This window comes from Pseudomonas soli, from assembly GCF_900110655.1.
Taxonomy (GTDB): Bacteria; Pseudomonadota; Gammaproteobacteria; order Pseudomonadales; family Pseudomonadaceae; genus Aquipseudomonas; species Aquipseudomonas soli.
In genome coordinates this window covers 35462-51369 of sequence record NZ_FOEQ01000001.1, presented here as the reverse complement: position 1 = coordinate 51369, position 15908 = coordinate 35462, and the positions used below count along the sequence as shown (strand labels likewise).

Genomic DNA, 15908 nt, shown 5'->3' with positions numbered 1-15908 from the left:
GGTGTTGTTTGAATCAGAGCCGCTTCCGGCGTCAACTACCCTGCTCTCCTCCACCCGATCAAAGACAATTTGGAAGTTAAAGAAAGGTGCCTAGGGTGCCGTATTCCTGCAAAGCTAATCCTGCCTAGTCATTCACGTAATGCATGTCGTATCTTGTAGCGGCACGGTGCCACCTCCTCACCCCAATATTCGTGAGTCAGAACTAGCCATAAGGAGGAGCCGAAAGGAATCATCTCATGAAGCTTTGCAATCTGAGAATCAGCGGCTTTCAGTCGTTTGGAAAGGGTATTACGGAGATCACCTTCGACGGAGTTACATACCTCCTAGGGCCCAACGGTGCAGGAAAGACGGCCACGCTGCAGGCATTGGCACGTATGTTTGGCTTCGAGCCAGGCCTACGTCGCCTCCGTCGATCAGATTTCCACGTTCCGTTAGATGAGCAGGAGGTACCTACTCAACGCGTGCTTTGGATTGAGGCGGAATTCACGTTCGCTGAAACGCTAGATGATGAGGAAGACGACACAGTACCGCCGTTCTTCACGCAGATGACACTGCAGACGGCTGATGGGGTTCCCCGCATTCGCTATCGCTTGGAAGGCGTTTTGCACCCCGATGGTGAGGTGGAAGAGCGCTTACTCTACGTGATCCGGATGGACGAGAAAGGGCAACCCACGACTCTGAAGCCAGTTGCGAAGCGTGAACGAGACGAGATACACGTCCACTATTTACCCGCCCGGCGGGATCCCGCTGACCATATTGCATATGGCGCGAGCGCGCTATTAGGCCGCCTCCTTCGAGCTGTCAACTGGAGCGATGACCGGGACTCAATCAAGCAGCTCACTGAGCAAATCACTGAGTGTTTGTCGGAAAACGAGTCGATCAAGACCTTAAGCGCTAGCCTCACCGGAGCGTGGCAACGGCTTCACAAAGGCAACTTCTTTGCGAATCCATCCGTTACTTTTGCGAACTCTGAAATTGAGGCCATCCTGCGGTACCTCTCGATTTCCTTCACGCCTGGCCATGGTGAAAGCCACGTGGACTACGCGAGGCTGAGTGATGGGCAGAAATCGATGCTGTACCTCTCGCTCGTCCTCACATCCCTGACCATTGGTCGCGAGGTCAGATCAGGACAGAACACCTCGTTTGACCCCCTCAAACTGAAGCCTGCTGCCTATACGATTCTGGCAGTCGAGGAGCCTGAGAACAGTCTGTCTCCGCACTACCTGGGGCGTATCGTGAGCTCCCTGAAATCATGTGCAGGTGTGGACGCACAGGCATTGATCGCCACGCAGGCCCCGTCGATGCTAAGACGAGTTGAGCCTGACCAAATCAGGTACTTGCGTCTGAATGCAAAGCGAGAAACGGATGTGTCGATCATTGTGCTTCCGGATAAGCGCAGTGACGCATACAAATTCGTCCGAGAAGCCGTCCAGGCATTCCCCGAACTTTATTTCGCCCGCCTGGTGGTGCTGGGTGAGGGCGACAGTGAGGAAATCGTCCTACCTCGCATCCTTCAAGCCAAGGGTGCATCCGTCGACGAATACGCTGTTGCAATTGCTCCTCTAGGGGGCCGGCACGTCAATCACTTCTGGCGTCTGCTGAATGCGCTAGGTACGCCTCACATCACTCTGCTCGACCTCGACGTAGGTCGTTATCAAGGCGGCTGGGGACGTGTGAAGTACGTACGTGACCAACTCGACAAATTTGATCCAGAACGCAGTATCCCTAAGCATTGGGAACGCCATGATTGGAATGATGCCCAACGGCCTGTCAGAACCCATCACTGGTTCGAGAATGGCAACACAACTATAAGCAGCATGTTCCAGGAATTAGAAAATCGAGACGTATTTTTCTCGGATCCACTGGATCTGGACTTTGCGATGCTCAAGGCGTTTCCCGACGCTTTCCTTGCTGTGCGATCAAACCCGACGCCGCACGATCATCTAGCAGTCCTCGGTAAATGCCACTTCGATCCCGGGCAGTACGACGCTGATGAGCAACAACTATTCTCGGCCTACCATAGCCTGTTCAAGCTGAGCAGTAAGCCAGCAGCTCATTTGGACGCCCTGGGCAAGCTTACTGACGCGGAGCTGTTGGCTTCGCTGCCAGCGTCCCTCAATCGACTAGCAGACAGGGTCAAAGCTAAGCTTGAGGAATCTCCAGAGTGATTTCTCATGATCAATGGGTTCCATCGCCCGGCGTGAAGCTGGAGAAAAATGCATGGAGCGTAGTTCGCGAGCTTGGTCGGTCAATCTTGCTGACGGCGGGGCCCGGCGCTGGCAAGACCGAGGTGCTTGCCCAACGGGCCGATTACCTTCTGCGCACCAATGGCTGCCGCTTCCCCAAGCGAATTCTCGCGGTGTCATTCAAGACAGATGCCAGCCGTAACCTGAAGGAGAGGATTCACCTGCGTTGTGGCTGGAACTTCGCATCACGCTTCGACAGTGTGACCTTTCATGGCTTCGCGAAACGAATCATCGACAAATTCCTCCCGATTCTTGCGGAGGAGGGATTAAGCCCAGATTACATAATCGGTGCTGAGGCCATTCAGGGAAAGCAGATAACCTTCAAGCAGTTGCTGCCCTTCGCCATCAAGATCATTCAGCGCAGCGAGGTTGCCCGAAACGCAATCCGCAAAACCTACGCCCATGTTTTTCTGGACGAGTTCCAAGATTGCACTGCTGACCAATATGAGCTCATCAAGCTCCTATTCCTCGGTACCGGCATCCACCTCACTGCGGTCGGAGATCGCAAGCAAATGATCATGGGGTGGGCCGGAGCGCTGGAAGGCGTTTTTAAAACGTATACGACTGACTTCGATGCCCTTCCCCTCCGCCTCTATGCGAACTTCAGGTCGAAGTCCAATCTGCTTCGTGTTCAGAATGAAATCATCCGCGAAATTGATCCAACGGCAGTGACGCCGGCGGAGCTGATCGCAGGAGATGATGGGGAGGTCTTGGCCGCCCATTTCCAGCACTCGTCACAAGAGGCGATGATGCTGGCTGAAAACATTTGTCGCTGGGTTGAAGCGGGAGTTCCACCGTGTGAAATCGCAGTCTTGATGCCGCGCCAGGTGGATGACTATGGCTCGGCCCTGATGGCTGAGCTTGGCAACCGGGGCATAGCCTCAAGGAACGACAGCGAGCTGCAGGACTTGCTGAAAGAGCCGGCAGCGAGGGTCGCGATCGATTACCTGACATGCCTGTACGGAAGAGGCCAAGCAGATGCCTGGGCGCGCCTGATGGATCTGTTCACTTCCTATGAGGACGCTAGTCGTGACCATCTGCACAGACTGTTTGAAACCACGTACCGCGCTCATGTGCGCCAGGTAAGGGCCGCCAGCAAGACTGCCGCCCCGTATGAGGATTGGTGGACGCTTACAAGCAGCTTTCTCCGGGACGTAGGTTATCCAATTCTGACGGCACTCTCAGGTGACTACGAGTCGAAACCACGCTTGCATGAAGTAGTTCGTGAGGTCAGAGATCGCGTCGGTGCGCTGCTCGCCAGCGAAAAGACCATTCCGAATGCCCTCGCCCGGCTTTCAGACGACCAAGCGGTACGCTTTCTCACGATCCACAAGAGTAAGGGGCTTGAGTTTCACACGGTCATCATTCTTGGGGTAGAAACCCAGGCGTTTTGGGGCAAGCTCGCGGAGGAGCGCTGTGTCTATTTCGTGGGCGTTTCACGTGCCAAGGAACGACTGTTGATCACAACGGCGGAGTACCGGCCCAAGCCTAAAGGAGCAGGCCGTTGGACGGAGCACCGTAGTCCCCATGGCGAGTTCGTTTCCCATGTGACAAGGCATATCACTGGGCGACTACCGCCTTCAAAAACCATGTTGTGACTTCCTTAAGGCCATAAGTACCTGATCGTAGAGGCATGCACATTTGCCTTCGATATCAAGGCTTACTCAGAAACAGGGCTGATGAGGGTGACGCAGAAACGACTACCTGAGGCCCACCACCTTGCCGAGGGCTGGGTAGAGAGGCTCCCGGCTCCTCTATCGCTGGCGCCAGCGTGCTGGGGATGCTGCGCCGGATTTATCACCACTCGCGCATGTTGATCAGTCGATCCTTTAGCTCAGGTACCAGGAATGCGAATAATTGGTTGTATTGTCGATCAGGCCGATACGCGTCTTCCCGATCTCTGAGCGCGGCGCGGATGATTGCACGTCGCTTCACCCAGGTACCCTTTTTGTCTTGTTCGATCAACAGCTCATTTTGCTCAAAGAGTTCCAGTGTCCAACCGAACTGAAGCAGGAATGGTTTGTAGGAGTCGAAAGCCTGGTTGCAGACATTGAGCAGGCGCTCGAATCGGTATCCTATCGGCCGTCCATATCGCGCACTTAGCACAATGGAAACGGCCCCTTGAAAAGGGTCTGACCAATGGAAGTTGGGAAGCTTGATAGCGGGAAATACAGTTGCCATGCGCTCGCGCAAATCGAGCCAGCGTTCCCGGGACTCTGGAGTGTCCTGCCTGCCGAACTCCATCCAGAACGCATGAAAATCGCGGCGTAGAACGTCACCGTTGACCGATGCCTCTAGTGCTTCTCTCTGTGCCTGGTAGTCGTTATAGAACACGATCTGCTTCCGGAAGCTAAACGTCAGCTCGTCCAGATAAACGTCAGCCCTCCTCCATTCGTTCACAATGGTGCGACCAACCAACTGAGGCACGGCGTACCAGCAATCAAACGCCATGCGGCCAGCAGATCTGGACAGCGCCAGCGTCCGATCATTGACGATGAAGACGTTCAGATTGTTCAGGAAGAATATGTCCTCCTCCGCCGTTCTGGTTGCGCTAGGGTCGAAATTCTCGAATACCCAGATCATCGATCCGCCGTTAGCTCGGTAGAACTCGCGTCGGCCGACGATCTCCGTAAGGAACGTCGTGGATAACTGTACTTCGAAGGCGATGCGGTCATTGTCCCTCATCACTTGGACGTCTGGCTTGCGCCAGGTCGCACGTTCGGCGACCGCTTGCCCCTTCCAAACTTTCTCTACTTGAGGGGCGCCGCACGATCTGTCTGCAACCAAGCTGTCGCGAATGATCCCCTTTAGCCGCAGGTGCGCAGCGCTCTCCTTTTGCGCGTTGTACTTGATGGCTGTGATCTGGGCTGGGCTGAGCTCACCTTTGGTAGAGATGTCGCATTTGATGAGGCCTTCGATGGTCGGGTGATGGCGGAAATGGAAAAAACGATGGTGCGTGCGCACCAGTAAAAGAGCAGCGCCGCAGAGCTGACAAACTAACCAGGGTTTGTCTCGATCCAGCACGAAACGTGACGCAAGCTCCGCCCTATCCTGTATGACCAAGGACAATTCGCGGCTCAGGAAGCTGGCGATCTCGATAGGTGCGGCGCTGTCCAGATCCATAACGTCCGTCAGCTTCATGTGTTCAGTAGGCTGAGCGTATTCCAAGGTGCGCACGGCTTTCCTCCATCAGCATCGCAATTTTCGCTGCGATGCTGACCATTCGTAGATTCGGTTTCAACAGACACAGGACATCAATGCGAACATGCTGCTGGCTAGCGGAGCATTCGACCAAGTCGCTCAGCTTGGCCCTCCTGATTGGGCGAATCATATCGCCCGTAAGTGGTGTCCGGGATCATTAAGCCAGTTCACCTTGTGCCGCGAAAGGGCTGCAACGCAGCCCCATGGCTCAGTCCTTTGGCAACCCATAGCGCTGGAACGACGAGCGCTGCGGCACCCGGTACTGCGCCCGGCCCAGCAACTGGTTGACGATCACCGCATTGCGCACCGGCCCCAGCCCCAGGTCCGGCGAGCCGACGCCATGCTGGAAGATCTCGGCGTTCTGCACGAACACCCGGCCACTGCCGCCATCGCAACGCTGCGCGGTGAAGTCCTCGCCGACGATGCAGTCGCCGTGCGCGTCGGTGGCCAGCACCGAACCCTTGAGCTGCTCGAACCACTGCGGCCAGGCATGGGCATAGCCAGTCGCCGCGACGATCGCGTCGGCTTCTAGCGTTGCCCGTTGCTCCAGCTGGCTATGCCGGAAGGTCATGCGCAGCCCCGCCGAGCCCAGGTCCTCGACCGTCCCCACGTCACAGCTGGACAGCAGCGTCAGCCCAGGCTCGCGCCCGCCGATGGAGCGTTCGTAGATCAGGTCGTAGATTGCGCCGATGGTCGAGAAGCTGATGCCTTTGTACAACAGGCCCTGCTGGGCGACGATCTCCCGGCGTTTGTCCCGCGCCAGGGTGTGGAAGTAGTTCATGTACGCCGGAGTGAAACACTCCTGGCCGAGCTTGGAGTACTCCATGGGGTGGAAGCCTCCCGAGCGGGTGATCCAGTGGATCGACGCCCCCGCCTCCACCTGCTCCGGGGTCAGCGCGTTGAACAGCGCCAGCACGCACTCCGCGGCGCTCTGTCCGGAGCCGACCACCACCACGCGCCGGCACTGCTCCAGCTCGCCCTGACGCTTGCCGAACTCCGCCGAGTGCAGTAACGGCGCCTGGGTGCGGGTTTGCGCCCAGGCCGGCAACCACGGCCGGGTGCCGAGGCCGATGGCCAGGTCGCGGCTGCTGTAGCGCCGCTCCAGGCCCGACACCGACACGCTGTCGATGACAAAGCGTTCGCTGGCGTTGTCGTAGCGCACGCCCGTGACCTCCTCGCCGAAATGGCAGCCCGGCAGTTGGCCCGCCGCCCAGCGGCAATAGTGGTCGTACTCGCGCCGGGGCACCTGGAAGTGGTCGTAGTAGTAGAACTGGAACAGGCGGTCGTGCTGGTGCAGGTAGTTGAGGTAGCTAAGCGGGTGACACGGGTCGGCCAGGGTCACCAGGTCGGCCAGGAACGGCACCTGCAAGGTGGTGCCGGGCAGCAGCAGGCCCTCGTGCCAGCGGAACTGCGCCTTGCGCTCGAGGAACGCGCAGCTCAGGTGCGGGTGGCGTGACAGCAGCGCGGCCAGGCCCAGGTTGAACGGTCCGATGCCGATGCCGGCGATATCCAGGTGTGCGATGTCCATATGCTCGATGATTTCCCAAGAACGATGATTGGCGCCCCAGGCCAGGCCCAGGACGATTGATTCAGGCCGGTGGTTTCACACGGGGGCGTTGACGAGCAGGCGCTCGACCTCTTCCACCGTGCGACATGGCAGCAACTGCGCGGGCGAAAGGCGCACCGCGAAGGCTTCGCCCAGGCGCGCCGCCAGCGGTTTGAGGTGCTGCGGCCGCAGGCCCATGGCCAGGAAATCCCTGGCCGGCTGGGTGGCGCCGAGCACCTGCTGGTAGATCGCCAGCACCTGGGCATGACGCTGCGGATCGCTGGGCAAAGCCGCCGCTATCGGCGCCTGCCCGGTGTCACCTTCAAGCAAGGCGCGGGCGAGCCTGCGGTCCGGCTTGCCGTTGGCGGTCAACGGCAAGGCGTCGACCTCGACGAACCGCGTGGGTACATGGGACTGCGCCAGCAAGGCCCGGGCATGCTCACGCAACGCCACGGCGCCGGGCGGCGCACCGTTGCGCCTTACATACAGCGCGCCGATGCAGGCCTCGCCCTGTTGCGTGTCGCCATAGTCCACCACCAGCACCTGCTGCACCGCCGGATGGCGGATCAGCTCGATCTCGATGTCCGGCAGCGACACCCGCACGCCGCGCACCTTCACGTAACCGTTGACCCGGCTGTCGAACAGCAGCACGCCGTCCTCGCGGTAGCGGCCACGGTCACCGGTACGGAAGGCACGCACTGGCGCGCCGTGCTCGTCGAGCACATCGACGAAGTCGCTCTGCACCAGTTCGCCGTCCTCCAGGTAGCCCAAGGCCAGGCCCACCCCACTGGTGTGGATACGCCCGGCGACGCCCTGCGGGCAATGCGCGCCGTGCTCGTCCAGCAGCCAGTAGCGGTTGCCCGGCAGTGGCCGGCCATAGGGCACCCTGGCGCGGTCCTGTTCACCGATTTCGTGCCAGATGCTCCAGATGGTGGTCTCGGTCGGGCCACCCAGGGACACCAGCCGCGCCTCGGGCAGTTGCTCGCGTAGTTCGGCGATCACCGCCGGCTTGATGTAGTCGCCGCCCTGGGCCAGCAGGCGCAGGCTGCGCAGACCATCACCCTGACGGCAGGCCAGGAGCATTTCGAGGATGGCCGGGACCGAGCACCAGAGGCTCACGCCGTGCTGCCTGACCAACTGGTTCCAACGCAGCGCATCCTTTTCCTCGCCGGGCTCGGGCAGCACCAGCGCCGCCCCGGCGCACAGGCTGCCGAACACGTCGAACAGCGACATGTCGTGGTGCAGCGGGGTCACCGAGATGAACACATCGTCGCGGCTGACCTGCCACTGCGCCAAGGTGCTGCCGATGACATTGGCGGTGGCGCGGTTGTTCAGCACCACGCACTTGGGCTTGCCGGTGGTGCCGGAGGTGTACAGGTAGTAGGCCGGCGCGGTGCTCGCCGACAAGGCCACCAGAGTCGTCAGGTCCAGGGCTGCCGGAGGGCTGGCCAGCAGTGGCGCAACGGCGTCGACCACCAGTGCCGGCTGGCAGTTGTCCAACAGATAGCGCAGGCGCTCCTCGGGCGCCGCCGCGTCGATCGGTACCCAGACCTGCCCGTTCAGGGCGCAGGCCAGGCTCGTCATGGTGTGCTCAGGACCGCGTGGCAGGCAAATGGCGACCACCTGGCCGGGGCGCAGCCCGCGGGCCTGGAATGCCCCGGCAATGCGCTTCACACCCTCCCCCAGTTCGGCATAGCTGATGCGCCGCTCGCCATGCAGCAAGGCGATGCGTCCATTGTCCGGGCCGAACAGGTTGTGGGCGATGCGCCCAAGGAAATCGACTGGTTCGGCCTGCGCCTCGCTGCTGTTCAGGCGGTAGTGGCCAAGGTCGATGAACTGCCGTGCGTGGACTTCGAATGCAACCTGCCCGGCCAATTGCGCCACCGCCTGGTTCAAGGCCACGAGCAGCTGTCCGACCCAGCGGCCATCGATTGCTTCGCGGGCATAGTCGATCTCGAACGCCAACCCGCCCTCGGCGGTGTTGCAGAAACGGATGTCCATGGCCACCTGCGGCGTCTGGGTCAGGCCCGCGCTCAGGTACATCGGGCCATCGACCGCGCCCACCGGCCAGGACAGGCCGTTGGTCAGCACCACCGGTAGCGCCGGGCCCGGGCCGTTGCTGTCGTACAGCAGGCGGGCCAGGTCCACGCCGGAGAACGCCAGATGCTGCAAGCCTTCCAGCACATCGGCCTGCAGGCGCTTGGCGCGCTCGGCCAGGCTGGGCAGGCCGCGCTGCCAATCGACGGCGATGAAGCTGGAGCGGTTGGCAAATGCGCCGTCCTGGGGCGGCGCCACCGGCACCGCCACGCACAGGCTGCCTTCGTCGAGCCAGTGGCCGAGCACTTCCAGCACCACGGCCATGATCGTCGAGTTCTTGAACAGCCCCTCACGCGCACCTGCGCGGCTCAATGCCTTGAACGCCTGGGCGGAGATTACCTGGCGCTGGCGGGCGTACCGGGCCACGCCGACCTTGTCCAAGGCTTGGCGCCACGGCAGCCTTGGCGCGCCGTCGACCTCAGCCAGCTTTGCCTTCCAATACTCGGCATCGGCCTTGCGCACCTCGCTCTGGTCGATGCCAGCCGCCGTCGGCTCGCTGGCCGTCAGCGGCTGGCAGTGCCCGTCGAACAGCTCGACCATCAAGGTCGCGATGGAGCGTCCATCAAGAATCAGCGCATCGAAGCGTACGAACACCACCAACTCGCCTTGTGGCAACTGGAAGGCGGTGACACTCCAGGGCGGCCCGGCCAGATCGAACAGCGCATGGGCATAGTCCTCGCGACGGACCTCGAGCTGCGCCTGAACCTGCTCGGCCGTCAACCCGTGCAGGTCGATCACCTCCAGGTTGACCTGCACCTGGTCGCTTGTCGACTGGGTCAATGCCTGGGCATCGATGCGGGTGCGCAGGCTATCGTGGCGGCGCACCATGTCCGTGAGGCGGCTGCGCAGCAGCGCCAGGTCCATGCGCCCGCGATACTCGCGGAACTCCTGCATGGCCACGCCGCCCAGCGGCAGATGCTCGCCACGCCCCAGCAGGTAGGCCTGTTGCAGGGCGTTCAGTGGTCGATCCCGGCTCGCCGCGATCGCCAATGGCTGGTGCAGCGCGCCCGTGTCGGCAGCCACCGCCACAGCCAGGGCGATGAAGCGCTCGAACAGTGCCTGGACCCAGTCAGCGGGCAATGCGTCCAGGCGCACGTCCCAATTGATCAGCAGGCCACCATCGGCCCGCGCCACCTGTGCGTCCAGGGCCACCTGCGGGCCCTGGGAGATCACCCAGTCCATCGGCCCGAACACCCGGTTCACCCGCTCGGAGAACAGCTCGCCGCCAGGCAGGTCCAGCCCTGCGGTAAATACCACCGGTGCCAGTTGCGGCGTACCGTGATGACGCGACAGGTCGCGCATCAGGTCCACGCCCGGATAGGCGCTGTGCGCCAGGCGCTCCACCAGTTGCCGATGCAGATCCCGGCACAGCGCGGCAAGGCTGGCGACACCCGTGAAGTCAACGTCCACCAGCACCAGGTTGGCGAACTCGCCAACGATGCGCTGCACAGGCTCCAGCAGCGGTTCACGCCAGAACACCGGGACGTTCAGGCGCAAGCGCCGATCGCCGGTGTGCTCACCCAGGGCGGTGGCGAACAGCCCGAGCATCAACGCCGACGAGGTGATCCGCTGCGCGCGCGCAGCGTGCTGCAAGGCACGATACTGCGCAGGTTCAAGGCGAGCGGCAAAGCGCTCGCTGCGTGCCGGCCCCGCAGGGAGCAAGGGCAGCGAGGGCGCCGGGGCGATCTGCGCCAGGCGTTTTCGCCACCAGGCGCGGTCGTGGCTGCGGGCGGCACGCAGGTCGGCATCGGCACGCACTTGGTCTAGCCAGTCGAAGTAGTTCGGTATGGTAGGCAGAACGCTTTCAGGCGAGTCGTACAGCCGGGCCAGGTCTTCCATCAGCACCCGGAAGCTCGACGGGTCCACCGCGATCATGTCGGTGTCCACGTGCAGCCGGCTGGCATTGCCCGGCAGCAGGCTCAGGCCGAAGCGCGCACCCTGGCCCATGCTCAGGTCCAGGCGCTGGTGGCTCCACTGCTGGCGTTTCTCCAGCAGGCGCCGCTCCACGGCTGGACCATCCAGATCGCTGAAATCCTCCAGCTCCAGTTGGGCGCGCTGTGCTTCGTCGATGGCCTGCAGCCCCTGCCCGTCGATGCGCAGGCTCAGCATCGGATGCGCCCGGTACAGCGCCTCAAGTGCGCCGGCAAGGCGCGCCACATCGATGGCCCGGCCATCGAACTCGGCGTACAGGTGCGCGCTGACGCCACCCAGTGCCGCATGTGCATCCCGCCCGATCCAACAGGCGGCCTGCATCGAAGTTAACTCTCTCATCGCTTACCCGCGTAGTTGACAAATCCATGTGTTTCGCGTCCTCATATTTACTAACGAGAATGATTATATTTCAAGGTTTTCTTTCTCACCCATCGCCAAGGAGGCAACCCATGAAGACAGGCACCCTGCGTTTGCAAGACAGGGACACCATGCCGCTCAACCAAGAGGATTCGAGCTTTTCATTCACATCCGGCGAGCGCGAGCTGAGCGTCAGCGGCCTGCGCGAACGCATCGACACTGCGGCCCACGCCAGCCATTTGGCCGGTGGCGCACTGCGGCGCAGCATCGACCAGGCCTTCGAACGCGCCCGCCAGGCCGGGCAGGAAAATCCCATCGTGGTCGGCGCAATCCCGTTCGACACCACCCAGGCTTCCAGCCTGTACGTGCCCGAGGCCTATACCTGGCAGGCGCGCGCCGCGGCTCCTGTAAAGCCCGGCTCGCTGCCTGCTCTGCTCAGCCAGGCCAACATCCCCGACGAACACGGTTTCAAGCGCGCCGTGCGCCACGCCATCGTCAACTTCCAGCACAGCGATGTGCGCAAGGCCGTGCTCTCGGTGCAGCGCGAACTGCACTTTGCCGCGCCCGTGGACACGGCCCAGGTGCAGGCCAACCTCAAGGCACTGAACCGCGAGGGCTACCACTTCCACGTGCCCCTGGCCGACGGTTCCACCCTGCTGGGGGTGAGCCCGGAACTGCTGGTGCACAAGCAAGGCAGCGCCTTCGTCAGCAATCCGCTGGCCGGCTCCGTGCGACGCATGGCCGACCCCGAGGCCGACCGCGCCAATGCGCAATGGCTGGCGGCGTCGGAGAAGGACCACTACGAGCACCGCCTGGTCACCGAGGACATCGCCCAGCGCGTCGGCGAGCTGTGCAGCCGCCTGCAGGTCCCCGAACGGCCCTCGCTGATCAGCACCGCCGCGTTGTGGCACCTGTCCACGCGCATCGAGGGCGAACTGGCCTCGGCCGATATCGACGCCCTGCAACTGGCCTGCCGCCTGCACCCGACCCCCGCCGTATGCGGTTACCCCACCGAGCGCGCCCGCCAGCTGATCCGCTTCGTCGAGCCCTTCGAGCGTGGCCTGTTCACCGGCATGGTCGGTTGGTGCGACGCCGAAGGCAACGGCGAGTGGGTGGTGACCATCCGCTGCGGCACCTTCAACGGCCAGCGCGTTCGCCTGTTCGCCGGCGCCGGCATCGTCGAGGCCTCCAGCCCCGACAGCGAATGGAACGAAGTACAGACCAAGCTCGGCACCATGCTGCGCGCCTGCGGCCTGGACCATTGACCTCAAACCCGCTTTCCGAGATGCCCATGACCATCGAATTCACCCCCTGGCCCGCGGACCGGGCGCAGCGCTATCGCGCCGCCGGCTACTGGAACGACCAGCCGCTCAGCCAGTTGCTGATCGCCCGCGCCGCCGTGCAGCCGCAAGCCCCGGCGATCCTCTGCGGCGAGCGCCGCATCAGCTACGGCGAACTGGATCGCCGTGCCTCCAACCTGGCATCGCGCCTGGCCGCCCACGGCCTGGGCCAGGGCGACACTGCGCTGGTGCAGCTGCCCAACGTCGCCGAGTTCTACATCGTGCTGTTCGCCCTGCTCAAGGCCGGCATCGCCCCGGTCAATGCGCTGTACAGCCACCGCCAGCACGAGCTGGGCGCCTTTGCCCGGCAGATCCAGCCGGCCCTGCTGATCGCTTCGGCGGAGCATGAGGTATTCCGCAATGACGCGTTCCTCGACGACCTGGCCAAGGAAGGCCTGCGCCCGAAGCTGACGCTGATGCTCGATGCCCTCGACGACTGGAGCGCCAGCGCCGATGTGCGCGGCACCCACTACGCGCCCAGCCCGTGCGGCGAGGTGGCGTTGTTCCAGCTGTCCGGCGGCAGCACCGGCACCCCCAAACTGATCCCGCGCACCCACAACGACTACGCCTACAGCGTGCGGGCCAGCGCGCAGATCTGCGCCCTCGACAGCGACACGCGCTTCCTCTGCGCGCTGCCGGCGGCGCACAACTACACCCTCAGTTCCCCCGGTGGCCTGGGCGTGCTGCACGCCGGCGGCTGCATCGTCATGGCGGCCAACCCGGAGCCGTTGCACTGCTTCGCCCTGATCGAACGCCACGCCGTGACCATGGCCGCCCTGGTGCCCAGCGCCGTGGCCCTGTGGCTGCAGGCCGCCCCCGGGCACGCCGCCAAGCTGCGCAGCCTGCGCCTGCTGCAGGTCGGTGGCGCCAGTTTCGCCGAGGCCTTGGCGCGCCAGGTTCCCGAGGTGCTGGGCTGCAAGCTGCAGCAGGTATTCGGCATGGCCGAGGGCCTGGTCAACTACACCCGTCTGGATGACAGCGACGAACAGGTATTCACCACCCAGGGCCGGCCGATCAGCGAACTGGACGAGGTGCGCATCCTCGACGAACAGGGCCAGCCGGTCGCCGACGGCGAGCCGGGCATGCTCGCCACCCGTGGCCCCTATACCTTCTGCGGCTACTACAAGAGCCTCGAGCACAACGCCCAGGTGTTCGACCAGGACGGTTTCTACCACTCCGGCGATATCGTCCAGCGCAGCGCCGACGGCAACCTGCGGGTCGTCGGGCGGGTCAAGGACCAGATCAACCGCGGCGGCGAGAAGGTCGCTTCGGAGGAGATCGAGAACCTGATCGTCATGCACCCCGACGTGACCCACGCCGCCCTGGTGGCGCTGCCCGACGAACTGCTCGGCGAGAAGAGCTGCGCCTTCATCGTCTCGCGCAACCCGCAACTCAAGCCGATCGCCTTGCGCCGCCACCTCATGGGCCTGGGCATCGCCGAATACAAGCTCCCGGATCGGATCCGGCTGATCGACGCCATGCCGCTGACCGCGGTGGGCAAGATCGACAAGAAGCAACTGCGCGCGCTGCTCGCCGTCGCCCCGACCGTCTGACCGTCCAAGGACCCGACATGACCATTCCAACCATCCACGACTACCCCATGCCGCAACCGGCCAGCTACCCGGCCAACAAGACCACCTGGCAACCCGACCCGGCCCGCGCCGTGCTGCTGATCCACGACATGCAGCGCTATTTCCTGCGCTTCTACCAGCCTGACGGCGCCCTGCTCACCGCGCTGGTGGACAACCTGTCGCGGCTGATCCAGTGGGCTCGCGCGCAAGGCATCCCGGTGGTCTACACCGCCCAGCCCCATGAACAGCCGCCTGAGGACCGCGCCCTGCTCAACGCCATGTGGGGCCCGGGGCTGCCCGCGGCCAGCCCCGAACAGCAACCGATCATCGACGCGCTTTCGCCGCAGCCGGGCGATACCGTGCTGACCAAGTGGCGCTACAGTGCCTTCCAGCGCTCCGACCTGCTCGAACGCATGCGCGGCTGGCAGCGGGACCAACTGCTGATCGGCGGCGTGTACGCCCATATCGGCTGCATGATCACCGCCGCCGACGCCTTCATGAACGATATCCAGGCCTTCCTGGTGGGCGACGCGGTGGCCGATTTCTCCGAGGAGGAGCACCGCCTGGCCCTGAAGTACGTGGCCACCCGCTGCGGCCATGTCACCGACACCGCCACCCTGCTGACCCAGCCGGCGGGCGTGACTACCCGTGACTGGCTGCACGGCCGGGTGCGCCAGATGATCGAGGACGACAGCGAGCTCGACCCCCAGGAAAGCCTGATCTTCTACGGCCTCGACTCGCTGCAGGTGATGAAACTGGCCGCCGAGCTCAAGCAGCGCGGCATCGCCGTCAGCTTCGAGGAGCTGGCCAACGCGCCGACGCTGGATGGCTGGTGGTCGCTGGTGCAAGCGCGGGGGGCCGCCTGATGGCCATGGCCCGCTTCACTGGCCGGCGCGTGCTGGTCACCGGTGCCGCCAGCGGCATCGGCCGCTGCGTGGCGCAGCGCTTTGTCGAGGAAGGCGCCGAGGTCATCGGCCTGGATTGCGAGGAGGCCGACGTGCCGTTCCCGCTGCTGCATGTCGACCTGACCGACCCGGCCGACGTGCAACGGGTCTGCGACCGGCTCAAGGAACAGGCGCAGTATCTCGATGTGCTGGTCAATGTGGCCGGCGTGCTGCGGCTCGGGCTCAGCGACGAGGTGTCCTGCGAGGACTGGCAGCGCTGCCTCGACGTCAATGCCAGCGCGCCGTTCTACCTGATGCGCCAGTGGACCCCGGTGTTCCGCCGCCAGCGCCGCGGCGCCATCGTCAACGTCGCTTCCAATGCAGCCCATGTGCCGCGGCTGAACATGGCCGCCTACTGCGCCTCCAAGGCCGCGCTGGTCAGCCTCAGCCACTGCGTGGGCCTCGAGCTTGCGCCCTATGGCGTGCGCTGCAACGTGGTCTCGCCGGGCTCGACGCGCACGCCGATGCTGGCCGGCATGCTGGGCGATCCGGCGGCAGAACGGCAGTTGATCGACGGCCTGCCACAGCAGTTCAAGCTCGGCGTGCCCCTGGGCAAGATCGCCACGCCCGACGATATCGCTCATGTGGTGCTGTTCCTCGCCTCCGAGCAGGCCGGCCACGTGACCCTGCAGGACATCGTGGTCGACGGCGGCGCCACCCTGGCCGCCTGAGCC

The 15908-nt window shown here is 63.4% G+C and carries 9 protein-coding genes; 6 read left to right on the top strand and 3 right to left on the bottom strand.

Features of this window, described 5'->3' with window-relative positions; all coding sequences use genetic code 11:
* The first annotated feature begins 236 nt into the window (after positions 1-236).
* Both BMY03_RS00210 and BMY03_RS00205 read left to right on the top strand, forming a co-directional pair.
* Positions 237-2168 carry an ATP-dependent nuclease gene (locus BMY03_RS00210; protein WP_094009915.1) on the top strand — a complete coding sequence of 644 codons (1932 nt, stop codon included), beginning with the start codon at positions 237-239 and terminating at the stop codon, positions 2166-2168.
* Positions 2165-3844 carry a UvrD-helicase domain-containing protein gene (locus BMY03_RS00205; protein ID WP_094009914.1) on the top strand — a complete coding sequence of 560 codons (1680 nt, stop codon included), beginning with the start codon at positions 2165-2167 and terminating at the stop codon, positions 3842-3844. The genes BMY03_RS00210 and BMY03_RS00205 overlap by 4 nt, the downstream gene beginning before the upstream one ends.
* Positions 3845-4043: 199 nt before the next feature.
* On the opposite strand, the gene BMY03_RS00200 is transcribed toward BMY03_RS00205, so the two are convergent.
* From BMY03_RS00200 to BMY03_RS00190, 3 genes are all read right to left on the bottom strand, one after another.
* Positions 4044-5423, bottom strand: a complete 1380-nt coding sequence (locus BMY03_RS00200) for a DUF6035 family protein (protein ID WP_094009913.1) — start codon at positions 5421-5423, stop codon at positions 4044-4046.
* Positions 5424-5655: 232 nt separating this feature from the next.
* Positions 5656-6975 carry a putative histamine N-monooxygenase gene (gene basC, locus BMY03_RS00195; RefSeq protein ID WP_094009912.1) on the bottom strand — a complete coding sequence of 440 codons (1320 nt, stop codon included), beginning with the start codon at positions 6973-6975 and terminating at the stop codon, positions 5656-5658.
* A gap of 75 nt (positions 6976-7050) precedes the next feature.
* Positions 7051-11343: an amino acid adenylation domain-containing protein gene (locus BMY03_RS00190; RefSeq protein WP_232888157.1), complete on the bottom strand. Its 4293-nt coding sequence runs from the start codon at positions 11341-11343 to the stop codon at positions 7051-7053.
* A gap of 128 nt (positions 11344-11471) precedes the next feature.
* On the opposite strand from BMY03_RS00190, the gene BMY03_RS00185 reads away from it, so the two are divergent.
* Genes BMY03_RS00185 through dhbA form a run of 4 tightly spaced genes read left to right on the top strand, consistent with a single transcriptional unit; the run spans position 11472 to position 15905 of the window.
* A complete protein-coding gene (locus tag BMY03_RS00185) occupies positions 11472-12644 on the top strand; it encodes an isochorismate synthase (protein WP_094009910.1) in 1173 nt (390 codons plus the stop codon).
* A 26-nt stretch (positions 12645-12670) separates the two neighbouring features.
* Positions 12671-14272 carry a (2,3-dihydroxybenzoyl)adenylate synthase gene (locus BMY03_RS00180; protein WP_094009909.1) on the top strand — a complete coding sequence of 534 codons (1602 nt, stop codon included), beginning with the start codon at positions 12671-12673 and terminating at the stop codon, positions 14270-14272.
* A gap of 17 nt (positions 14273-14289) precedes the next feature.
* Positions 14290-15156 (top strand): isochorismatase, encoded by an 867-nt coding sequence (locus BMY03_RS00175; RefSeq protein WP_023632374.1) that lies wholly within the window; start codon positions 14290-14292, stop codon positions 15154-15156.
* On the top strand, positions 15123-15905 hold the full coding sequence (gene dhbA / locus BMY03_RS00170; RefSeq protein WP_353511530.1) for a 2,3-dihydro-2,3-dihydroxybenzoate dehydrogenase: 783 nt from the start codon (positions 15123-15125) through the stop codon (positions 15903-15905). Before BMY03_RS00175 ends, dhbA begins: the two co-directional genes overlap by 34 nt.
* The last annotated feature ends 3 nt before the right edge of the window (positions 15906-15908 follow it).

Bases quoted from the DNA above. Each gene is read 5' to 3' on its own strand.
- BMY03_RS00210 (WP_094009915.1), top strand. From the start codon at position 237: ATGAAGCTTTGCAATCTGAGAATCAGCGGCTTTCAGTCGTTTGGAAAG.
- basC (WP_094009912.1), bottom strand. From the start codon at position 6,975: ATGGACATCGCACACCTGGATATCGCCGGCATCGGCATCGGACCGTTC.
- BMY03_RS00190 (WP_232888157.1), bottom strand. From the start codon at position 11,343: ATGCAGGCCGCCTGTTGGATCGGGCGGGATGCACATGCGGCACTGGGT.
- BMY03_RS00185 (WP_094009910.1), top strand. From the start codon at position 11,472: ATGAAGACAGGCACCCTGCGTTTGCAAGACAGGGACACCATGCCGCTC.
- BMY03_RS00180 (WP_094009909.1), top strand. From the start codon at position 12,671: ATGACCATCGAATTCACCCCCTGGCCCGCGGACCGGGCGCAGCGCTAT.
- BMY03_RS00175 (WP_023632374.1), top strand. From the start codon at position 14,290: ATGACCATTCCAACCATCCACGACTACCCCATGCCGCAACCGGCCAGC.